We start from the raw sequence: 22077 nt of genomic DNA, 5'->3' as shown, positions 1-22077 counted from the left end.
CTCGTAAGTCGGTGCGGCCGTGCTCAGTACACGTCGCGTAGGTAGCGCTTGTCCTTCTTGAGCTTGTTGACGTACTCCGACGCGTCCTCGGCCGAGAGACCGCCGTGGGTGGCGATCACCTTGTGCAGCGCGCGGTCGACGTCCTTCGCCATGCGGGTGGCGTCGCCACACACGTAGAAGTGGCCGCCGTCCTCGAGCCAGGCGAAGAGGTCCTTGCCGTTCTCGAGCATCCGGTTCTGGACATACACCTTCTCGGCCTGGTCACGGGAGAAGGCCAGGTCCAGGCGGGTGAGGAGACCGCTGTCGCTCATGGCGCCGATCTCGTCCTCGTAGATGTAGTCGGACGCGCGGTGCTGGTCGCCGAAGAACAGCCAGTTGCGCCCTGCCGCGCCCCGCGCCCGGCGTTCCTGCAGAAACGCGCGGAACGGTGCGATCCCGGTTCCGGGCCCCACCATGATCATCGGCGCGTGGTCGTCGGCGGGCACGCGGAACGACTTGTTCTTCGACACGAAGATTCCACTGGTACCGCCCTCGGCGACGCGGTCGGCCAGGTACGTCGAGCACACACCACCGCGGTCGCGCCCCGCGGAGGTGTGCCGGACGCTGGCCACGGTGAGGTGCACGCTGCCCGGGTCGGCGAGGGGACTCGACGAGATGGAGTACGCGCGGTGCTGCAACGGCTTGAGCACGCCCACGAACTCGTCGGCGGTCATCGACAGCGCGGGAGCGAGGAGGAGCAGATCGAGGACGTCCTTACCCCACAGCCACGCGTCGAGCGCCTCCTTGTCGCCGTGCCGGAGAACGTGAGTCAGTTCGTCGTTTCCGGCCCGCTTCTCGATTTCGTCGAGGAACTCGTGGGACGGCGTGGAGATTTCGTAGCTGTGCATCAGCAGATCGCTGAACGGGCGTTCCTTGCCGGTGACGGCGGCGTCGGCGGGAATGCCGAGCCGCGACACCAGAGCGTCCACGAGCTGCGGATCGTTGACCGGCATCACGCCCAGGGCGTCGCCGGCCTCGTACTCGAGACCGCTGTCGGTGAGCGCGAACTCGTAGTGCCGGATCTCCTTCGCGGAGGCGTCACCCGACAGTCTCCGATTGACGGCCAGCGTGGACACATAGGGATTCTTGCGATTCCACTGCGAACGCTTGCGCGCGGGCTTCGCGTCCGGTGCCGCGACATCGGCGACCGGCGACTCCCCGCGAATGCCCTCGACCGCCGCCAACAACGGCAACGTTTCCGCCACCCAGGTGGCAGCGGCGTCCTCGTAGTCGACGTCGCAGTCGACGCGCGGAGTGACGCGGCGGGCGCCGAGCTGCTCGAGCCGGGTGTCGATCATCTTGCCGGCCTGGCAGTACCCGTCGTAGCCGGTGTCGCCGAGTGCGAGCACCGCGAAGTCCGTGGCCTCGAGACGGGGCGCGGTCTCGGCCGACAGTGCCTGCCAGAACAGTTCCGCGTTGTCGGGCATCTCGCCCTCACCGTAGGTGGAGGTGACGACGAGAACACGCTGCATCGACGCCAGGGCGTCGACCTCGACGTCGTCGAGCGCACTGACCACCGGTGCGAAGCCGTGCGAACGTGCCGCGGCGGCAGCATCTTCCGCGACGCCCTCGGCATTGCCGGTCTGGCTGCCGTACAGCACGTGGACAGCGGGGAGTTGCCCACCGGAGGCGGCGGGTGCGGCGGAGCTGCTGCCGACCGCGAGACGCGAGCTCATTCCGGCCAGGAAGCCGGTGAGCCACACGCGCTGATCGTCGCTGAACGGCGCGTCCTGGGGGATGTACGGCATCTTCATGAGGGAACAGCGTCCTTCGTGGGGATCAGGTCGGGCAGAGCGTGCTGAGCGAACAGTTCCTCGAAGCCGGGCAGCCGGCCGATCTTGTCGACGTTCTTCGCGTCCTGGTGCAGGATCCAGCCGTACGTGCCGGGCGCGTCGATGGACCGGACGTTGCGTTTGCGCAGGGCGTCCTTGTAGTCGGCGAGGCGCTTGGCCGCCACCATCACCGCCAGGTCCTCGTCGCTGTAATCCTTCAGGGCTTCGCGGGCGTACCGCTGCAGTCGCTGCATCAAGAAGAAGTCCTCGGTGAGCAGCAGGTTGCGCACGGCCTTGTCGACCGCCGGATCGGACGGGTCGGCGGCGCCCGGCAACTTCGACAGCGCCATTTCCTGCGCGGCATTGAGCACCGTGTAGTTGTTGAGCAGCGCGAACATGGCTTCGGTGTCGGCCTCGCCGTAGCCGGGAACGGCGCCGCCCAGAACTGCGTGTCCGTCGCGGTAGTCCAGCTTGAACTTGCGCACCTGGTGGGCCACCAGCGCGGCCGCGAGTTCGTCGGCCAAGTCCTTGCGCGACTTGGCTTTCAGGATCTCGTCGCTGTCCTGGTACTGCAGCAGCGCACGCGGCATGCCGTACACGAAGTGGTGCTGTTCGGTCTCCCAGTTTTCGAGTAGCCAGGCCGCCTTCGCGGACCCGGTGGCCTCGAGGTGCCAACCGAGCAGCAGGTGCACAGCCTGGTGGTGCAGTGCCGCGTGCTCGTCGTCACCGGTGATCGAACCGAGCAGGATGGAATCGGCGCTGGCCTTGCCGGCGAGCTTGCCCTCGGGGTCGTACTGGTAGACGAACCCACCGCTCATGCCGTTGCCGACACCCTTGCCGAACCCGCCGAGGTTGAGCACCGCGCCGTTGGTCATGTACTCGCAGGCGAAGTCACCGACGCCCTCCACGACTGCGGTGGCGCCGGAGTTGCGGACGGCGAAGCGGTCACCGGCCTGACCCTCGACGAACAGGCGTCCGCCGGTGGCCCCGAACAACGCGAAGTTGCCGATCAGGACGTTGCCGCCGGCTGCGGTCGACCCGCCGCCGGGGGAGCGGACGACGATGCTGCCGCCACACGCCCCCTTGCCGACACCGTCGTTGGCGGTGCCGGTGTGGACCAGCGACATGCCGTCGTTGCTGAACGCACCGTAGGAGAGGCCGGCGGACCCGGAGGTGGCGATCCGGACGCTGCCCTCGCGCAGGTAGCCGCGACCGCGCTCGTCACGCAGTACGGCCGGCAGATCCTGTTCGGTCAGTTCGTGATTGAGCATGCGTTCGATGTCGACGGCCAACTGTGCGCCGACGCTCTTGTTGCGGTTGCTCAGTCGTACATCGTCACCGAGTTCGACGGTGCGCTCGCCGTGCTCGACCAGGGCCGCCCGCAACTGGACGAGCCAGCCGTCGTCGAGCGTGTAGTCCTTCTCGAGGTATACCGGATCGCCGATCGTGACCTCGTCGACTACAGCGAGCATCGCCCGCAGGTCGAGCTGGCCGACGCTCGACGGGTGATCGAGCAGGTGCAGCAGGTCGGACCGGCCGCGAGCCTCTCGCAGCGAGGTCATGCCCAGTTCGGCGAGCACCTCCCGCGTCTCGTGGGCGATGTTGAGCAGGTACTGCGCCATCGCCCGCGGGTCACCGTCGAACAGTTCCGGGTTGGTGGTGAGGCCGGCGGGGCACTTGACGTTGCAGTTCTTGGCCATGACGCACTTGAGCATCATCAGCGCGGTGGTCCCGAACTCGAAGCTGTCGGCCCCGAGGAGCGCAGACTTCACCACGTCGCTCGCCGTCTGGTGTGCGCCGGAACACCGGAGCAGCACCTTCTGCCGTAAGCCGTTGGCGCACAGCGCCTGGTGAACCTCGGCCACGCCGATCTCGGCGGAACGCCCGGCGTACTTGAGGCTGGTGACCGCAGCGGCGCCGGTGCCGCCGGTGTTGCCGGCGACGTTGATGACATCTGCGCCCGCCTTCGCGACACCGACCGCAATGGTCCCGATGCCCTCCGACGACACCAGCTTGACGATCACGCGGACCCGCGCGGCCTTGCAGTCGTGGATCAGCTGAGCCAGATCCTCGATCGAGTAGGTGTCGTGGTGCGGGGGCGGCGAGACCAGCTCGACGCCGGGGGTCCCGCCGCGCGCGGCCGCGATCTCGACGGTCACCTTGGGGGCGGGAAGCTGCCCGCCCTCACCGGGCTTGGCGCCCTGCGCGATCTTGATCTCCAGCTCTTCGAGCATGGGATCGGCCAGGTAGCCGGCCCACACGCCGAACCGGCCCGAAGCGAACTGCTTGATCCGCGAACCGCGGATGGTGCCGTAGCGAGAGATGTGCTCGCCGCCCTCACCGCTGTTCGACATTCCGCCGACCATGTTGGTGCCGTGCGCGACAGCCTCGTGCGCATTGGAGTTCAGCGCGCCGTGGCTCATGGCCCCGGAGGTGAGGAACGGCGTGATCTCACTGGCCTTCTGGACCGTGGCGAGCGGGATGCTGGGGGGTGCGGTGCGCAGCAGGGCCAGGCATCGCAGCGCCTCTCCGGACGCCCGTACCACCAGGGCATCACCGTCGATCCGGTGCTCGCACAGGTTGTCGCCGAACCGCAGGACCAGTGACTCGCCCAGTGCGGCAAGCACGGTGGGGTCGCCGGCGTGCGGGCCGGTGAGCCGCAGGCGGAACTCGTCGCCCCCGACCTGCTCGGAGGCGAGCCCACGGACCGCGAAGCTGTTGTTGCCCTTACGGGAGAACCGGCCCATCTGCCGGCGGAACTCCTGCGCGGTGGTGAGGAAGGTGACGTCGGCGGGCAGGTCGAGGACGTCTCGCAGCGCGGCGGGGCGGCGGGTGCGCTCCTCGGCCATGGTCCGGACGAATGCCCGGTAGCCGGGGGTGATCTCGAACCCGTCGATCGCCTCGGGGGTGAGCTTCTGGAAGCCGGCGTTGCGGTAGGCGTCGTCGTCGAGACCGAACGCGTCCTCGAGCCGGTTCAGGGGAAGCAGGCGCAAGGACTCGGTGTGGTCCTGGGTGCCGGCGGTGTCGAAGGCGATCGGCTCCTCGGTGAGGTCGACGAAACCTCGTACGGCAGCCGTGCCGTACGAGTGCCCGGCACCTTCGGCGCGTTCCTTGAAGAGTCCGAGCAGGGGGACGTCCTTTTCCCCGGTGACGGTCGCAGCCCTCGCGTGCCAGTCGGCGACGGCCTGGGCGATCACGGCGAATCCCACGCCGCCCACGGGCGTCTTGACGTTCGCGAAGAAGCGGCGCAGAACCGGGTCGTCGGTGTCGAGGTAGTTGGGTTCGAAGAACTCGCCGCCGATGTAGCTTTCGGCGGTGCACAGACCCACCCGGCCCATCGTCTTCATCAACGACTTCTCGGCCGCCTTGGCGAAGCGGGTGAACGCCTCGTCCGCGTTGTCCGCGAACTTCTCCTCGGCCCGCAACCGGACGGCGAGGGGGTAGATCGCGGCGGCGCCGAACCCCAGGGCAGCGGCGACGTGGTGCGAGGACGAAATCTGCCCGCTCTCGGCCACCACCGACACCCGCAGGCGCAGGCCCGCCTCGATCAGCCGCTGATTGACGGCCGAGATCGCGATGATCATCGGCAGGGCGGCGCGGTCCGTGGCGACGTGCCGGTCCGTGAGGATGGCGATGCCGCCGCGCTCCCGGGCGAACGCCTCCACCTCGTCGCACAACCCGTCCACCGCCGCCTCCAGCGCGGCCGCGTTGGCAGCGGCGTCGCCGGGAACAGGGCTGTAGAGCATCGGGAAACGCTGCACCGGTGTGTCGGTCTGCTTGCGGATCCGCAGCATGTCCAGGTGAGTGAGGATCGGCGACGGCACCACGATCTGCGGGGCAGATTCCGCACCACTGTGCAGCTTGGCGCCCAGCGCGACTCGCAGAGTCATGCCGTCCGACTCCCGGATGCTGTCCAGTGACGGGTTGGTGACCTGCGCGAACCGCTGCGAAAAGTACTTGGCCACACCGCCTTCCTGATCGGACAGTGCGTTGATGGCGTTTCCGTAGCCCATCGCGGAGATTTTCTCCTGACCCGAAGCCAGCATCGGGTCCATCATGAACTTGAAGCTTTCCTGGTTGTGCGAGTACGCGACGTACCGCTGATGGCGTTCCAGGTCGCCGTTGTAACGCAGAGGGCCGGGCTCGGCCTCCACCTCGGGCAGGGCGTCGATCGTGCGGCGCGCCTCGGCGACGAGGGCGCGGTAGTCGTGCCGTGCGGCCAGCAACTCGAGCGCCTCGTCGGAGGAGTACGCGCGGCCCTCCCTGTGGTCGAAGTACAGCATGCCGCCCGCCTCGATGCGGCCGCGGTGACGCACCGTCTCGGGGTCGAAGTCGATCTGCCCGGCCTCCGAGGTGACGCACAGGTAGTCGTCTGTTTCCACGCTGCGCAGCGGACGCAGCCCCAGCCGGTCGAGACGCGCTCCGACGACGGTGCCGTTCCCGAAGATGACCGCGGCCGGGCCGTCGTTCTTCTCCTCGTAGAGAGAGAAGTACTCGAGCATCGCCCGCACCTCGGGGGAGAGGTTCGTGTCGTTCTCCCATGCCGGGGGCATCATCGACACCACGGCGGTGACGAGGTCGAGACCGTCCTCGACGACCCGGCTCTGCAGCGTCTGATCGAGACGGCAGCTGTCCGACTGGCCGTGCGGACGCACGATCTCCCGGTTCCGGGCACGGGCCACGGCCGTCTCGGAGAGGCGGTTCTTCTTGTCGGTGTTGAGTTCGCCGTTGTGCGCCATGAGCCGGAACGGCTGCGCCATCGTCGGGTGCGGGTCGGTGTTCGTGGAGAACCGGGTATGGAAGAACAGGGTGTGAACGGCGTGCGCCGGATCGACCAGGTCGCAGAAGTACGGGATCACCTCGTGCGAATTGAGGCGACCCTTGAGCACCTGGGTGCGGGCGCTGAGCGAGAGCGGGTACATCCCGGCGAGGTCGGGCTGGGTGTAGGCGACGGCCTCGATGGCGAGCAGGGCGTCGTGGATGCGGCGGTCGAACTCGACCCCATCCGTACACGCCTCGGGAGCGGTGAACACCCACTGCCGAATGGGCAGCTGGTACTTGATCGCGGCCGGACGCAGGACGGTGGCGTCGACGGGGACGTCACGTTCGAGCAGCACCTCGAAGCCCTGCGCGGCGAGTGCCTGCTCGATGACGGCCTCGGCGTCGGCGTGGAACGCGACGTCGGTGGGGAGGAAGAAGTTGCCGACACCGAAGCGGCCGGATTCCAGCTCACCCCGCCCGGTGAGGGCGCGGAAGAAGGGCACCGAGAGGTCGACACAGATTCCGGCCCCGTCGCCGACGCCCTCGGCCGACATGCCACCACGGTGAGGAACAGCACACAGGGCCTCGTTGCCCAGGGTGAGAATCTCCGGGGTCTGCACGCCATCCTTGCGGGTGATGAAGCCCACGCCGCAGCTGCTCTTGTCGAGCGTCTTGTCGTACAGGCCGAACTCACTGGCACTCGTCTTCAACGGACTGTCTCCTCGCGATACTCGCCGAAATGGGGTCCGTGCAGCAGCACACGGGTGGCGTCGGCGAGAGGATCACGGCGGAGAACCGGCCCCGAACCGATACGCCGGTGAGGCAGACGTCGTTGTCTGTGGTGCGGACCCTGACGAGTCCACGCGAAACCGCAGATTAGCGGAGGCTAAGTCCCTACTGCAAGCGGCTCGTTTCCCAGCCGCCGAGCGCTCGCAAATCCGCTCCCGACGTGCGGGCAGAACGCCTAGTTGCGAATGTCACACCTGGCCAGGACGCTGGGCCGACTCGTAGATGCAGGGACATTGGTCGGGTGCCGACGCTTCTGCGGGTGCGGATGACTATTCCGTGGGCGGATGTGAGGGCATCTCAGTCGGTGAGATCGATCCGCACGGTCAGGAGGTCGGTGCCGACCGCCCGGACCGCCGCGCTGTTGAGCCGCGGGAGCTGCGCCAGCCGGGCGACGGCGTCGTCGTCGGGTAGTAGCGTCGCGGTGCCGGTGTGCCAGGTGCCGTGCAGTCGCAGCCGCACCGCGTTGTTCGCGCGAATGTTGCGGATGTAATGAGAACGCTCACCGAACTCGGACACCAGCCAGAATTCGGTGCCCTGTCGTCGGCCACCGATGGGCGTGACGCGGGGCTGTCCGCTGACGCGGCCGGTGGTCTCGAGGAGCGTCTGGCTCGACAGTCGCGTGGAGAGCGGGTTGGCGACGTGCCGCTGGAATTGCATGACGATCCGTCGTTTGATCGCGTCGAGGTCGGCCATGACGAGAGCCTTCCACGTGGGGAAGGCTCTCGTCGAGCGTTTGGCTACGACGCTGCGACCGCGTCGTCGTCCTGGAACGGGTCGCCGGTCCGTTCGGCGTTGTACCGAGCCTCGTCGAGGATGCCTTCACGCTTGGCGACGATCGTCGGGACGAGTGCTTGACCGGTGACGTTCACCGCGGTGCGGCCCATGTCGACGATCGGTTCGACGGCGAGCAGGAGGCCCACTCCGGCGAGGGGCAGTCCCAGCGTCGACAGGGTCAGCGTCAGCATGACCGTGGCACCGGTGGTGCCTGCGGTGGCCGCCGACCCGATTACCGACACCACCACGATCAGCAGATAGTCGGTGACGGACAGCGGCACTCCGTAGAACTCGGCGACGAAGATCGCGGCGATGGCGGGGTACACGGCGGCGCAGCCGTCCATCTTGGTGGTCGCTCCCAGGGGGACCGCGAACGACGCGTACTCCCGGGGAACGCCGAGATTGCGTTCGGTGACGCGCTCGGTGAGGGGGAGTGTGCCGATCGACGACCGGGAGACGAACCCGAGCTGGGTGGCGGGCCACACGCCGGAGTAGAAGGCACGCACCGACAGCCCGTGCGCGCGGATCAGCACCGGGTAGACGACGAGAAACACCAGCGCCAGCCCGATGTAGACGGCTGCGGTGAACCAGCCGAGCGAGCCGATGGCATCCCAGCCGTAGGTGGCCACCGCATTGGCGATCAGTGCGGCGGTGCCGATCGGAGCAAGGCGGATGATCCACCACAGCACCTTCTGCACGATCGCCAGCAGCGAGGCATTGAACTGCAGGAACGGCTCCGCCTTGGCCCCGACCTTCAGCGCGGCGATACCGATGGCGGCGGCCACGACCAGCAGTTGCAGGACGTTGAAGCTCAGTGACGTGCTCGCGACGCCTTCGGTGACAGTCGTTTTCGCGCCCAGGCCCAGGAAGTTGCTGGGCACCAAGCCGGTGACGAACGCCCACCACGATCCGGTGGTCGCCGGCTCCTTGCCTTCGCCGGACACCGTCGTATGGGCACCGGGCTGTGTGAGAAGCCCGACGACAATTCCGATGACCACCGCGATGAATGCGGTGATCGCGAACCACAGAAGGGTCTGCACCGCCAGCCGGGCGGCGTTGGCCACTTCCCGTAAGTTGGCGATCGAACTGACGATGGCCGTGAACACCAGCGGGATGACCGCAACGGTGAGGAGTTTGACGTAGCTCGTGCCGATGGTGTGGACGGTGCCGACGAGCCAGTTCTCGTTGCCGTCGGCGGCCGCGGGGAGGCTTCGGGCGACAAGCCCGAGGATGACGCCGACGACGAGGCCGGCGACGATCTGCGGGCCGAACGAGCCGGCCCATTTCGGTAGGCGCCGAGAGGTGTTCTCGGCGCGCGTGGACAGCGCGGAACTGGGCATGGGTGTGCCTTTCGCATGAAGCCGTCAGCCGATGCCGGGTAAGGCGGGATGCGGCGGGGAAGGTTCCTGAGAGGTGTGGGAAGGGTCCGTCAGAGCGGGTGCGGACAGATGGCGCTCGCCTGCAGCCGGAGGTCGACGTAGCGTCGAGAAGTCAGGAACAACACCGAAGCGACTGTACTCGCCGACTCGATCACTTCACGAGATGGGCGGCGTCCGCGCGGGCTTGCCGGGCATTCTCGAGTTCGAGTGCGTACAGCAGGCCGAAGGTAAAACCGTTCTCGCCCTCCGTAACTCCGGCGCGCGCTCCGAGAGCGCGAAGGTTGTCGGCGGCGAGGACGCTGTCCTGGTGCTCACCGAGCACCTTCTGGACGTGCTTGAACTCGGACACCTTCTTCTCCGCTTTTCCGCCGAGCAGTGGTGTGGCCAGCTCGGCCGCGTACCTGGCGCGTTTGGCCGCTTTCCGGGCGCGGTGCAACTCCGTCGCGTCGGAATCGGCCACAGCGGCAGTGAGTCGTTTCCGTGCCTTGCGCCCCGCCCTTGTGACAGCCTTGGCGATCACTTTCGGACCGGCGCCGGGTTCGATGGTCAAGGGTGGGGCCGTACGCCATTGCGCGAGCGTCACGAGAAGATCGCGGTAGCGTGCGTCGTCGAGAGCGGACATGACGACGGTCAGGCAACGCTGCTGTTCCCCCAGCAGGTCCTGTTCGATTCGTGCGGCGACGGGACCCATGACCAGCTCGACGGGCAGGCCGGCGACCAATTCCCCGAGCCGGTGCCGTTGCACCTGACGATCGCGCACCTCGCCGAGTAGCCCCGCGTACCAGACGAGTTCGTCCTCGAGCCTCGACCGAGCATCCGGGTCGACCAGATCCTTGAACACGCGGAGAGTACTGCGGAACCGGCGAATGGCCACGCGGGTGGCGTGTATCGGATCGAGTCCGCGGCGCAGCCACACATCACCCGCAACGATTTCGTCGATCTGGGTGCCGAGATAGTCGGTGAGTGCTCGCCGTGCCGGGTTCTCGGAATCGTCGTCCGCGCGGTGCGGCTCGAGTGCCAGCGCGCGCGCCAGTTTCGACGCGTACGACGACGTGTGCGCCCCGCTCCGAACGAGGCGGCCACCGATGTCGCGCAGCAGTCGTTCTTGACCGTGCTCCCCGAGTTCCACCTCGACTTCGCGCCACTGACTGGCAATGGCTCCACCGTTGTGGGCGGTTGCGGTGGCGCGCACCGAATCGTCCGCCAGTTCGGCCAGCGAGTTACCTGAGGAGTCGACTACACGGTGGCGCCGCCGGACGGTCGAGAGCGAGGCCACCCGCAGGAGAGGTTTGCCGAGCGCCACACCCGATACCGCGTTCGCCAGCTCGTCCGGGACGGACTCGTCACTTGTGGGCGGAAGCCGGACCTCGGTGCGGGCGTCGCCGGCGGGCACCTTGAGCTGCCATCCGAGGTCGTCGTCCCCCGAGCGGCGGCGAAGTGTCAGATGGTGACGGAGAAGGTCACGGTCGGCGGTGTCGAAGTAGACACTGTCGAGCCGGATGGTGTCGATGTCTTCCCGGCCCTGGTCGGGAACCAGGTCTCCGAGAGCCGGTACGACGAAGTCGAGGCTCACGTCGTATTTGTCTTCGCGTTCTGTCTGCTCCGCCGCCATCAGTCCAGTTTGCACCCCGCCTCTTTCGGATACCACCGGCGGAAAACATCGGGGTGCGCGCGGGTCCGGCTCTTCCACGCGTTCTCGCCGTATGTGCGGTACAACGGGTTGGCGGGGTCCCGTTCGACTCCGCGGGCTCGCGACGCCAGGTGCGGGGGCAGGGTAATCGTCGGAACTGTCGCGTCGAGTGCGGGATTGAGGAAGTACGGCACCGACAGCCGCTCCGGTGCCCCCGCCGGTGTGAGTACCCGGTGTCGGGTGGCCCGCAGATATCCACCCGTCGCGACCTCGAGTAGTTCGCCGATGTTGACCAGGAACGAGCCCGCGCGCGCCGGAGCGTCGATCCAGCTGCCGTCCTCACTCTCCACCTGCAGTCCCGTCGAGCCGGGCTCGAGGAGTAGGAGGGTGAGGACGCCCGAGTCCTTGTGGGCGCCCACACCCTGCTCACCGGTGTGATCGTCGCTCGGCCGTGCCGGGTACCGCACTACTTTGATGAGCGTGGCCGGGGCGTGAGCGAAGGCGTCGTCGAAGATGCCCGGATCGGCGTCGAGGGAGGCTGCCCAGTGTCGGAGCAGACGCATCCCGACCTCGGCCAGTGCCGCGTCGAACTGCTCGATTGTGGACTTCAGTGCTGGTAGTGCTGCGGGCCACTGGTTCGGGCCCTGCAACCGCAGGTAGTCGGTCGCATCCGGAACCGGGTCCCGTTCCGGTCCGATGTCGATCTGTTCACGCCAGTCGATCTCGCCGTTGGTCAGTTCCCCGCCGACCCGGTTATAGCCGCGGAAATGGGGACTGTCGATCATGGCGATCGACATCTTCGACTCTTCGGGCAGCGCGAAGAACTCCCGGGCAACCGAGAACACCCCGTCGAGGAGGCTGCGATCGACGCCGTGACCGTCGAGGTAGAAGAACCCGACGTGATGGGTGACCTCCCGCAGCCGCTCACGCCCGGCGGGGGTGTCCAGGTCGGCGAGGTCGATGACGGGAAGCACGTCTCCACGGTATCCCCGTGGTGAACTCCGGGCGAATGTACCTTTCGACGCGACCAGTGAGTCCGAAGGTACATTCGCCCGGCGTACTACGGGGCCGTGATCAGCGATTCAGCACTGGCTCGCTCTCGTGGACGATCACTGCCGGGGGAGCGTCGACCTGAGCGATCCTGCGGGGAATCAGCGCGGCGAGGATCGCTCCCACGGCGGCCGCGACGGCGCCGATCAGGAACGCGACCTGGAATCCCCTGTCGGTGTACAGGATTGCGCCCTGCGTCACCTCCGGCGGGATCGGGGCGATGTACGAGTTGTTCATCACCGTGAACGCGACCACCGGCAGGACCGCGGCGACGATGCTCTGTGTCACGCTCACGATGCTCGCCGTTGTGGCCTGCAGTTGCGGCGGAACGGCCTCGATCAGCAGGTTCGGCACCGCTGCGTAGGCCAGCCCCATGCCTGTGCCGGTCAGGCCGGCGAAAATCAGAAGCAGCGCTTTGGAGTCGTGCAGCTGGGCGGTGAGCAGGAATCCGGCCGACATGAACAACATGCCCACGATCATCAACAGTCGGGGTCGGACGTTCTTGCCGACCAGGATGCCGACGACGATGCCGCCGACCACGACCATGCCCCCCAACGGAACCTGAAAGATCGCGAATCCTTCGGCGCTGACCCCGAACCCGTAACCCAACCCCAAAATCGCGGGAGTCATGGCCATCATCGGGAGCAGGATGGTGAACAGCGCGCTGCAGCCGTACGCGAGCCCGGAGCCCATCGACGTCAGCAGGATCGGCCGCCTGCGGAGGACGTCGAGGTCGACGAGGGGTTCCCGCACGATCCGGGCGGAGACGAGCCAGGCCGCTACCAATGCGACGCCGCCGGCGAGGAAGGCGAGCGTCGACGAGTTCGACCAACCCCAGATCGGTCCGAAGCTGACCGCGATCAGAATGCCCGCGATGCCGCCGCCGAGGAGGACCGCACCGAGGACGTCCATTCTCGACTGCAGACGTACCGGTGATTCGTCCGTGCTGAGCAGGATGAGCATACCGACGACGCCGAGTCCGACGACGAAGAACCAGAAGATGCTGCGGAAGCCGTGATTGTCGAGGAACCAGCCGGTGAGAAACGGTGCCGGGATGGCGATGAGGCCCATGCCGCTGGTGGCGACACTGACCGACAGGGCGACGGTTTTCGGCGGGAAGATGTCCCTGATCAAGGAGTAGCTCAGGAAGATGCAGGGAATCAGCACGCCGGACAGCGACCGGCCCACGATCAAGACCGCGTAGCTGGGTGCGACCGCGGAGACGAACGATCCGAGTGCGGCAATGAACGTGCACGCCAGCAGAATCTTGCGCTTTCCGTACACGTCGGCCGATTTGCCGAGGAGGGGCCCGGTGACGGCTCCGACCAGCAGGAACGAGGTGAGCAACCACGCGCCCTGCGTAGTGTGGTAGTGCTGGGAAATCGCCGGAACCGCCATCGAAATCATGATGTAGCTGACCGCGAGAATCTCCAGCAGCAGCATGATCGAGGCCAGGGAGAAAAGTAGCCGCGGCGACCAGTTCGGTGGTTCTCCGGGCAAGTCGATGGACGTGGTAGCAGGATCTATCATCGGGGTCCTCTCGGGTACCCACACGGTCCCTGTTCGGGATTGCGCCGTGCAGTGTGTCGGTGACCGCACCCGCCCTCCATTAGATGGAAGTGCGTGGGGTGAGAAGTGCGTGTTCGATATCACACTTGGCCACGGACGCACCCACCATGGGTGTGACCGCTCAGCGGAAGAACTGACCGCGTTGCGTCCGCTCACCGGAACAGTGCGCAGGCGAACGGGTCTAGAACCCCCAGCCCATCTGCGCGGAGTATTCGGAACCGAAGGCGCGGTCCAGGGCGTCGAGGGTTGACGAGTCGACGGCCCACAACCTGTTCGCTGCGGCGAACGCGCGTGCGCGGTGCGCACCGAGGTACAGGCTGCCCAGCACGTCCAGGGCGAGCACCACCTGCGGGTCCGCTTCGGTGCGGGTGCACACCGCGCGGCCGTCCCGCACGCGCAACGCGAATCGGCCGCCGGCATCGAGGAAGCCATCGTCGACCTGCATCACGACGTCGAGATCGCACCGGTATACCCGAGCCTCCAGCGCGGCGGGAACGTCCATGATCCGTACCCACAATTCGTCGTGACGGGAGGTCGTACGGACCAGCCTGCTGTCGGTCAACAGGTACGGCAGCGGATCGTCGGGAACAACGGAGGCCTCGATCCGCCGGACTAGGTCCAGTCCGAGCAGGGCCCGCCACAGGGCGATATGGCTGTCGTCGGTGACCGAGCGGAACTCCTGGACGCGCGCGGTCGTCCCGTGCTCTCCGGAGACGCAGCGGTAGAGGACGTACCCGTCGTCGTGGAGCAGTCCGAACAGACTCGTACCGCCGCCGCGCTCGTTCTCCGGGTCGGCGAAAATTCGGTCCCACACGTTGTCCGGGCGTACCTGGGCACCGGGTGTACGTCGCTGCCACTGGTCGTAAATATCGGTGATCGACGGACGCGCCTCGACTGGGCGGACCATGCGCACACCACCGGGATCGGGGACATCCTGGTGTAGTGCAGCGAACCGGCGATCGATTCTGACCGTGGATTCGACAGTGGCTGGACCATACCCGAACCGGCCGTAGATCCCGCCCTCGCTGGCGGTCAGAATCGACAGCGGCACACCCGCCCGCCGGAGACGCGCGTGTTGTTCTGTGTAGAGCGCGCGAAGGATGCCCCGCCGGCGATGTGTGGGGGCAACGGTCACCGCGGTGATCCCGGCCGCCGGGACGCCGACACCACCGGGCACTGTGACCGTCATCGGAATGTCCATGGTGGCGCCCACCACGGCAGCACCGTCCAGTGCGATGACAGGACGGTCGGCGCCCACCAGTCCTTTCCAGAAGGCTGTGAGCTCCGGCGTCTGCGGCGTCGCAAAACAGATTTCGTTGAGCAGCACGATCTTCGGCCAATCCTGCTCCGTCGCCGTCCTGATCGTGATCCCGCCGGTGGTGGTCGTCATGCCCCGACACTGGCACACCACACTCTGCGCTGCACGCGAATATCAGCCGACCCGTGAGCGACGACGGCGCACAAGCTCAGGCTTGTTCGGCGGCGATCCGTCCCGAGTGCACCGCGTCGACCAGTACCGCGTGGTCGGCTTCCGTTCGATCGGCGTAGCGGACGGCGTACCGCCCGATCGCTTCGTCCAGTTCTTCGTCGCCGGCGAAGTAGCCGGCGAGTAGCCGCGGATCGAGCGAGCGGGTGTGTGCACGTGCGAGGAGGGCGCCGGCCAGGCGGCCGTAGTCGTCGAGATGGTCCTGCGCGAGACCGGTGGGATCGATGTCACCTTTGAGGTTCCGGAACTGCCGCACGATGTAGGGAAGGCCGTCGATTGTGGTCCAGCCCAGGAGAATATCCGACTCCGCCTGCACCAGCCGGGCGCCGTGCACGATCCGCTTGCCTTCGTGTTTCGGCGTGCTGACAGGCAGGTACGGCGACAGCGCCGACGGCCGAGCCTGCTTGAGCTGCAGGACGAGCGCCTCGTCCCGGTTGCCCTGCAGCAGGGCGATGTAGCTGCGCAGTCCCACACTGCCTGTTCCGACGATCCGGAAGGCGACATCGGAGACCGCGAACCGGCTGATCAGGTTGCGGCGCGACTCGCGCAGTGATTCGACATACAGTTCGAGTCCGTCGATCACGGCATCGGCAGTGGCCTGTTCGACACGTGTGAGAACCGGCGGGTTCTCCACGAATCGCCGTCGCCGTGTCCCGGTCTCGTGGTCGTCGAGTTGCTCGGTCCATTTGGCCGCCACCTTTTCGCTGGTGTTGCGGCGGGCCTTCTGCGCGGCCTTGTCGAAGTCGTCGAGCAAGTCGTCTGCTTTCGCCCGTTCGAGCGCCGACTTGTCGGGGAGAGCGTTCCACGACTGCAGGAATGGCTGTTCGGCGAGCTCACGAATGGTGCGCCGATACGAGGTGACTGCATCCTCGGCGGCCTCGATGCAGCCGCGCTCGGGAACACTGCCCTCGCGTCCGGCGAGGACCAGGCTCGCGGCGAGACGTTTGAGGTCCCACTCCCACGGACCCGGGAGCGTCTCGTCGAAGTCGTTGATGTCCATCACGATCTGTCCGTCCGGTGTCCCGTACAGGCCGAAATTGGCGGCGTGCGCGTCGCCGCACAGTTGCGCCGTCAACCCGGTGACCGGTGAACCGGCGAGGTCGGCTGCCATGAGACCGGCAGCGCCTCGGAAGAACGAGAAAGGGGAGGCGATCATCCGCCCGATCCGCAGCGGCAGCAGAGAAGTCAGCCTGCCCTCGTTGGTGGCGTCGACGAACTCGAGCACGCCGGGCCGGTCTGCCCCGGCGGCGGGGTGGTCGTGCGCCCTGGACGGCACGGATGCCCGCAGTGCGTTGCCACGCGCAGCGACGTCGTCCGCCTCGACCCTCGTTCGCAGGTCGACCCGCGCTCGGTCGGTCGTCACGATGGTGACCATATCCCAGGCACTCGGCATTCGACTAAGGTCCGGTGCATGCGGAGCAAGTGTGGCAACCGTGCCGCAGGGTGAGGCCGGAACCTTCCGACGTCGGGAACCGGTCATGCGCCGGGAATCGTGGGGTTTCGCTATCGGGTCGGTGTTGTTCGCGCTCGGGGCACTGCAGGTGTACGGGGACGCCGTCGGCCGGGAGATCGACAATGCGACGTATTTCGTCGGATCGCTGTTCTTCACGTCCGCCGCGTACATCCAGCTCCGACTCAGTGGGCGACCGGTGCCCGGTGCCGAATCCTTACGCGTCGAGCGCTACGACTGGTGGGCGGCGCTGATCCAGTTCGCCGGCACACTTCTGTTCAACCTCAGCACGGGGGTGGCACTCGTCCACGGCCTGACGGTCGAACAGGACGAAGCGTGGCAGTGGCGGCCGGACCTGTTCGGGTCGACCGCCTTCCTCGTTGCCAGTGGCCTGGCGGTAGTGGCCACCACCGAAACCGACAAATTGTGGGATCCCCATGCTCGCAACTGGCGGAGCACCTGGCTGAACATGATCGGGTCGGTGGCGTTCGGCGTGTCGGCCGTCGGCCGTCGGCTCCTTCATATTGCCTGGAACGGACATGCCGGCCGATCCGGTGGCTGCAGATCTCGGAACGTTCGTGGGCGCGCTCTGCTTCTTGGTGGCCGCGCTGTTGATGCGCCCGCCTCACCGCACGTATTCGTCGAACCAGTCGAGTACCCGGTCGTAAGCTTCGCTCGCCGCCGCGGGGTTGTAGCGTTGCCCGGTGTCGTTGAAGAAGGCGTGGTCGGCACCCGGAATCGTGACGACCTCGTGGGGCAGTGCGGCACGAGCCAATGCGGCGGCTGCGGCGTCCCGGCTCGCGTTCACCCGGGCATCGTGCTCCGCATAGATGGCCAGCACCGCGGCCCGGGAACTCGAAAAATTCGCGTTCTCCGGCAGGGGTCCGTAGAACGGGACGGCGGCGGCCAGTCGGGGTTCACCGGAGGCCAGAAGTAGCCACACCATTCCACCGCCGAAGCAGAACCCGACCGCGGCCGTTTTCTTGTTCGGCACCCGTCGTTCGAGTTCGTCGACGCCGGCCTTCATGTCCGCGACGAAGCGTTCCGGCGGCACCTTCGCCAGTGTCGCCGTGGCCTGAGCGGGATCCGTGAAGGACGCGGTGCCGCCCTCTTCCGACAACAAGTCGACAGCGAGAGCAGAGTACCCTTCCCCTGCGAATCGACCTGCCACCGAACGAATATGGTCGGTGAGCCCTTTGTTCTCATGGATGACGAGTACTGCTCCGCGGGGCGAGGCCGCCGGCGCCCAGGCTCCTTGGAGGGTTCGTCCGTCGGGTCCGGGTAGCGTCACCGATTCTGTGGCGACGGCGCCTGCCGCACCGGGTGGTGGGGATGCCTCACTGGACGCGGTGCTCGCCGTGGTCGTGCCTGGGTCGTTGGTGCAGGCGGCGAGGAGTGAGGTGGCGGCAGCCACACCGAGGCCTATCAGGCCCAGTCTTCGCAGGGCTTCCCGTCGGGTGAGGAGGCCGTCGGCATGGTCGACCGCGATCTCCTCGGCGATATAGCGTTGCAGTGGCGTCATGATCGTCCCCGTCCGAACGGCCGTTGCAGAGCATTTTCGCGCGTCCGCGCCCCTACCGGAGCTACGCCGGTGCGAAGAATTCCAACGCGATGTTGTCGGGATCGCGGAACGAGATACCCGATCCGTAGTGGGCGGTCTTGATGCCTCCGTGCTCGATGCCGAGGGCGTCGAGCCGATCCCGCCACACCACCAGATCGGAACACTGGAACGCCACGTGGTCGAGCCCCACCTGCCGTTCGTCGAACGTGCTCTCGGAACTGCCGCCGGTGTGCGCGTGTAACCCGAACAGCATCCCACCGTCCAGTGCGAACACGGTGTGATGGAAGGTCCCCGACTCCTCGTCCTCGTCGAGGACGGGTGCCGAATCGAACAACGCGCTGTACCAGGCGGTGCTGGTCGGCAGGTCGGAGACCGTGATCGCGATGTGGGCCAAGCCCGGGAAACTGGACATGTGTGGCATCCCTTCTCCGGCGAAGTTCGTGCGCGGATCCATACGACAGTATCGACTTCCGCCACCCGGCACACCCAGAAACCGCTCGAGCGCACTCGGCTGGGGCGGCTAGCCTGGGACGATGCGCACCGTGGGCGTCGATCTCGCCGCCGAACCGAACAGAACGGCAATGGCAGTCGTCGAGTGGTCGGAAGGCGAGGCCCGCGTCGAATCGGTGATCCTGGGCGTACGCAACGACGCCATCACCGCCGCAATCCTCGACAGCGACCGGGCGGGAATCGATGCACCTTTCGGCTGGCCCGACGCCTTCGTGCAGATGGTGTCCGCACATCATGCCGGCCGGATGGCGGCCACCGAAGAACTGTCACACCGCGCCGGCCGGCGACCCCTGACGAAACGTCGGACCGACCTCGTCGTCCAGGCTGCCACCGGCATCGCACCGCTCAGTGTCTCCGCTGACCTCATCGCGCACGTGGCACTGCGCTGCGCCGGAATTCTCGCCGAACTCGGCGACCTCGGCGCCGACGTCGACCGCGTCGAAGGCCGGGCCGTGGAGGTGTATCCCGCCGCTGCCCTGCGGCGGTGGGGACTGCTGTCGCGCGGCTACAAGCGGTCCGCGAATCGGGTGACCCTGGGGGAGTTGGCCGACACCCTTCTCACCTCGGCGCCGTGGATGGACCTCGGGGCGCACGAACCACTCTGTCGCACCTCGGACGACGCCCTCGACGCCGTCCTGTCCGCTGTGATCGCGCGCGCGGCGGCCGTGGGACGCACGGAGATGCCCGACGACGCGGACCGCAGGATCGCCCGTCGCGAGGGCTGGATCCACGTGCCCGTGGGCAGCCTGCAGTCGCTGCGGCCGACGCTGTGAACCGAAACCAGGCAAAGTGGACAGCACACGCACAGTGCGTGGCGAGGACAAAGGAGACCCATGGCTTTCTGGGATCAGCTGAAGGCAAAGGCGTTCGAAATGAACGGCCAGCTCAAGACGAAAACGGCACAGTTCCAGAACAAGGAGTTCGCCAACGCCAGCATGGCTATGTGCGCGCTCATCGCCGCGGCTGACGGCACGATCGACCCGTCGGAACGACAGAAGACTGCGACGCTGATCACCAGCAACGAAGCGCTCAGTGTCTTTCCCTCGGACGAGCTGCGTCAGAAGTTCGAGTGGTACTGCAGCAAGCTGCAGTCGGACTTCGAGTTCGGCAAGATCGAAGCCACCGCCACCATCGCGAAGTTGAAGTCCAAGCAGGATCAGGCGCGGGCCGTGATTCAGATCGGCATCGTCATCGGCGGCGCGGACGGCAACTTCGACCAGCACGAGCGAAATGTGGTGCGCGACGCCTGTTTCGCCGTCGGGATTGCTCCGGCGGAATTCGAACTGTGACGTAAACGGTGGCGCGCCCCTAGAGGTGGCGCGCCACCGACTGCGACGTCGATCCCATGATCGAACAGTGGCTGACACGAGAAGTTGGCGTCACCCGGCGCAGCGGAACCTCCACGCCGGGGGCGTGCTCATCCGGGTCGCGGGTGTCAGCGGCACCAATGCCGAAGGACCTTTGCCGTGAGCTCGGCCCGACTCAGGTGGTGATGGTGATGGCGCGGTCCCCGCTGGTGCTGCACCTCGGAATGGACTTCGCGAATGATTTCGAACATCCCTCCGCCCTCCATTCTCTGCATCCTGCCCCGGAGCAGGACGCACCGGGGCGTCTAATTCCGTTTTACCCCATCGGTGGGCTTTCAGACGGGTTTCGGGCATACCTTTTCCAGCGTCGTTCAGCGGGGCCGCCGTAGGGTCGAGGCAGTGGCACAACCCGATATCGATGGAGGCTGACCGATGACCGAAGTTCTGGACCGCAGCAAGATCTACATCGACGGAGCGTGGGTCGATTCGCAGGGGACGGGGCGTATCGATGTCGTCAACCCCGCCACCGAAGAGGTCATCGCTGTGGTCGCGGACGGCACCGCAGAGGACGTCGACCGCGCCGCCGAGGCCGCCCGCGCCGCGTTTCCCGCGTGGTCGGCGCTCAGCGGAGAAGAGCGCGGCCAGTACCTGCGCAAGGCGGCCGGTCTCGTGAAGGAGCGAGTCGACGAACTCGCCGCCCTGGTATCGAGCGACATGGGGATGCCCGTGCGGCTAGCGAAGCCTGTGCAGATCGGGATGCCATTGGCGAACCTCTCTGCCTTCGCCGAACTGGCCGCCAACTACAACTTCGACGCCCAGGAGGTTGGGAATTCGCTGATCGTGCGGGAGCCGATCGGCGTGGTCGGTGCCATCACCCCGTGGAACTTCCCCCTCCATCAGGTGGTCCTGAAGGTCGGTGGCGCCCTCGCCGCGGGTTGCACCGTGGTGCTCAAGCCGACCGAGGTGGCACCCCTCATCACCTACGCCCTCACCGACATCTTCCACGAGGTCGGTCTGCCGGCCGGCGTGTTCAACCTCGTCAGCGGGTACGGCCCCGTGGTCGGGGAGGCAATCGCCGGACACCCCGAGGTAGACATGGTCTCCTTCACCGGCTCCACCCGCGCCGGTAAGCGCGTCGCCGTCGTCGCAGCCGAGACGGTGAAGAAGGTGGCGCTCGAGCTGGGCGGCAAGTCGGCCAACGTCATCCTCGACGACGCGGACCTCACCAAGGCCGTCACCGACGGGGTGGGCAAGTGCTATTTGAACTCGGGTCAGACGTGTTCGGCCCTCACCCGCATGCTCGTCCCAGCCGACAAGGTGGACGAGGCGGCCGCGATCGCTGCGCAGGTCGCCCAAAATTATGCCGTCGGCGACCCGACCGCGGCCACGTCGGTCCTCGGGCCGCTGGTCAATTCGAATCAGCTCAAACGCGTCCGAAGCTACATCGAGCAGGGAATCGCCGAGGGTGCCGAGCCTGTTCTCGACGGACGCGAAACCGGTCAGGAGAAAGGTTATTTCGTCGGCCCCACCATCTTCTCCGGGGTCACCGAAGACATGACGATCGCCCGCGAAGAGATCTTCGGACCTGTGCTCTCCATCCTCGGGTACCAGGACGAGGAGGACGCGGTCCGGATCGCCAACGCCACCGAGTTCGGGCTCGCCGGCGGCGTCTGGTCCGGCGACAAGGACCGTGCCGATCGCGTCGCCCGGCGGCTACGGGCCGGCCAGGTCGAGGTGAACGGCGGCGCCTTCAACACCAACGCCCCGTTCGGTGGGTACAAGCAGTCGGGTATCGGGCGTGAAGCCGGTGTACTCGGCTTCGAAGAGTTCCTCGAGGTCAAGTCGATCCAGCGGTAGGCGGCTCCGCCGCCTGTGCGCCTTTTTGGTAGTGACTGCTACCAAAAAGGCGCACAGGCGCGAAGCGCCATTGGCCTCACGCTGAACCGAATCCGTGACCGCACCTCCGCCTGGTCCTACCCTCGAATCGAGGGGTGGACAGC

14 protein-coding genes and 1 pseudogene are annotated in these 22077 nt (G+C 66.8%); 4 read left to right on the top strand and 11 right to left on the bottom strand.

From position 1 onward, the window contains the following. Window positions 1–23: 23 nt before the first annotated feature. The 9 genes from L1080_RS16090 to L1080_RS16050 all read right to left on the bottom strand — a co-directional run bounded on the left by L1080_RS16090 (window position 24) and on the right by L1080_RS16050 (window position 16612). On the bottom strand, window positions 24–1793 hold the full coding sequence (locus L1080_RS16090; protein WP_250770487.1) for a sulfite reductase subunit alpha: 1770 nt from the start codon (window positions 1791–1793) through the stop codon (window positions 24–26). Beyond that, window positions 1790–7282, bottom strand: coding sequence for a glutamate synthase-related protein (locus L1080_RS16085; protein ID WP_250770485.1), 5493 nt, complete (start codon window positions 7280–7282; stop codon window positions 1790–1792). Before L1080_RS16085 ends, L1080_RS16090 begins: the two co-directional genes overlap by 4 nt. Window positions 7283–7658: 376 nt before the next feature. Next, entirely contained in the window at window positions 7659–8054 is a 396-nt protein-coding gene (locus tag L1080_RS16080) for a nitroreductase/quinone reductase family protein (RefSeq protein ID WP_159920792.1), read from the bottom strand. A 44-nt stretch (window positions 8055–8098) separates the two neighbouring features. Then, entirely contained in the window at window positions 8099–9475 is a 1377-nt protein-coding gene (locus L1080_RS16075) for a dicarboxylate/amino acid:cation symporter (RefSeq protein ID WP_250770483.1), read from the bottom strand. 190 nt (window positions 9476–9665) lie between these two features. Further along, a complete protein-coding gene (locus L1080_RS16070) occupies window positions 9666–11126 on the bottom strand; it encodes a CYTH and CHAD domain-containing protein (RefSeq protein ID WP_250770481.1) in 1461 nt (486 codons plus the stop codon). Continuing rightward, entirely contained in the window at window positions 11126–12118 is a 993-nt protein-coding gene (locus L1080_RS16065; RefSeq protein ID WP_250770479.1) for an isopenicillin N synthase family dioxygenase, read from the bottom strand. The genes L1080_RS16070 and L1080_RS16065 overlap by 1 nt, the downstream gene beginning before the upstream one ends. 100 nt (window positions 12119–12218) lie before the next feature. Then, window positions 12219–13724, bottom strand: a complete 1506-nt coding sequence (locus tag L1080_RS16060) for an MFS transporter (RefSeq protein WP_250770477.1) — start codon at window positions 13722–13724, stop codon at window positions 12219–12221. A gap of 220 nt (window positions 13725–13944) precedes the next feature. Further along, the gene (locus L1080_RS16055; protein WP_250770474.1) at window positions 13945–15153 is read right to left on the bottom strand and encodes an enhanced intracellular survival protein Eis; all 1209 of its coding nucleotides are present in this window, start codon (window positions 15151–15153) and stop codon (window positions 13945–13947) included. Window positions 15154–15229: 76 nt separating this feature from the next. Next, the gene (locus L1080_RS16050) at window positions 15230–16612 is read right to left on the bottom strand and encodes a DUF2252 domain-containing protein (protein WP_250770471.1); all 1383 of its coding nucleotides are present in this window, start codon (window positions 16610–16612) and stop codon (window positions 15230–15232) included. A gap of 115 nt (window positions 16613–16727) precedes the next feature. Here L1080_RS16050 and L1080_RS16045 point away from each other — a divergent pair. Beyond that, a pseudogene (locus L1080_RS16045) lies at window positions 16728–17367 on the top strand (hypothetical protein). Here the strand turns inward: L1080_RS16045 and L1080_RS16040 are convergent. Further along, the gene (locus L1080_RS16040; RefSeq protein WP_250770468.1) at window positions 17325–18221 is read right to left on the bottom strand and encodes a dienelactone hydrolase family protein; all 897 of its coding nucleotides are present in this window, start codon (window positions 18219–18221) and stop codon (window positions 17325–17327) included. The pseudogene L1080_RS16045 and the gene L1080_RS16040 sit on opposite strands and share 43 nt — an antisense overlap. 61 nt (window positions 18222–18282) lie before the next feature. Continuing rightward, window positions 18283–18672 carry a VOC family protein gene (locus tag L1080_RS16035; RefSeq protein WP_250770466.1) on the bottom strand — a complete coding sequence of 130 codons (390 nt, stop codon included), beginning with the start codon at window positions 18670–18672 and terminating at the stop codon, window positions 18283–18285. Between the two features lie 121 nt (window positions 18673–18793). On the opposite strand from L1080_RS16035, the gene L1080_RS16030 reads away from it, so the two are divergent. From L1080_RS16030 to L1080_RS16020, 3 genes are all read left to right on the top strand, one after another. Beyond that, window positions 18794–19543, top strand: coding sequence for a DUF429 domain-containing protein (locus L1080_RS16030; protein WP_250770463.1), 750 nt, complete (start codon window positions 18794–18796; stop codon window positions 19541–19543). 60 nt (window positions 19544–19603) lie between these two features. Beyond that, window positions 19604–20059 carry a tellurite resistance TerB family protein gene (locus tag L1080_RS16025; protein WP_159920810.1) on the top strand — a complete coding sequence of 152 codons (456 nt, stop codon included), beginning with the start codon at window positions 19604–19606 and terminating at the stop codon, window positions 20057–20059. 450 nt (window positions 20060–20509) lie between these two features. Then, complete coding sequence (locus tag L1080_RS16020; protein WP_159920812.1) at window positions 20510–21934, top strand: aldehyde dehydrogenase family protein; 1425 nt, start codon at window positions 20510–20512, stop codon at window positions 21932–21934. Window positions 21935–22077: the final 143 nt, after the last annotated feature.

The sequence above is a fragment of the Rhodococcus sp. MSC1_016 genome (assembly GCF_023667485.2).
Lineage (GTDB): Bacteria > Actinomycetota > Actinomycetes > Mycobacteriales > Mycobacteriaceae > Rhodococcus_F > Rhodococcus_F oxybenzonivorans.
Note: the sequence above shows the minus strand (reverse complement) of the source record. Positions and strands in the feature narration are given on the sequence as shown.

Excerpts from the sequence above, each read along its gene's own strand:
- L1080_RS16070 (WP_250770481.1), bottom strand. The coding sequence starts at position 11,126 with ATGGCGGCGGAGCAGACAGAACGCGAAGACAAATACGACGTGAGCCTC.
- L1080_RS16020 (WP_159920812.1), top strand. The coding sequence starts at position 20,510 with ATGACCGAAGTTCTGGACCGCAGCAAGATCTACATCGACGGAGCGTGG.
- L1080_RS16060 (WP_250770477.1), bottom strand. The coding sequence starts at position 13,724 with ATGATAGATCCTGCTACCACGTCCATCGACTTGCCCGGAGAACCACCG.
- L1080_RS16040 (WP_250770468.1), bottom strand. The coding sequence starts at position 18,221 with ATGACGCCACTGCAACGCTATATCGCCGAGGAGATCGCGGTCGACCAT.
- L1080_RS16080 (WP_159920792.1), bottom strand. The coding sequence starts at position 8,054 with ATGGCCGACCTCGACGCGATCAAACGACGGATCGTCATGCAATTCCAG.
- L1080_RS16075 (WP_250770483.1), bottom strand. The coding sequence starts at position 9,475 with ATGCCCAGTTCCGCGCTGTCCACGCGCGCCGAGAACACCTCTCGGCGC.
- L1080_RS16055 (WP_250770474.1), bottom strand. The coding sequence starts at position 15,153 with ATGACGACCACCACCGGCGGGATCACGATCAGGACGGCGACGGAGCAG.
- L1080_RS16090 (WP_250770487.1), bottom strand. The coding sequence starts at position 1,793 with ATGAAGATGCCGTACATCCCCCAGGACGCGCCGTTCAGCGACGATCAG.
- L1080_RS16030 (WP_250770463.1), top strand. The coding sequence starts at position 18,794 with ATGCGCACCGTGGGCGTCGATCTCGCCGCCGAACCGAACAGAACGGCA.
- L1080_RS16025 (WP_159920810.1), top strand. The coding sequence starts at position 19,604 with ATGGCTTTCTGGGATCAGCTGAAGGCAAAGGCGTTCGAAATGAACGGC.
- L1080_RS16035 (WP_250770466.1), bottom strand. The coding sequence starts at position 18,672 with ATGTCCAGTTTCCCGGGCTTGGCCCACATCGCGATCACGGTCTCCGAC.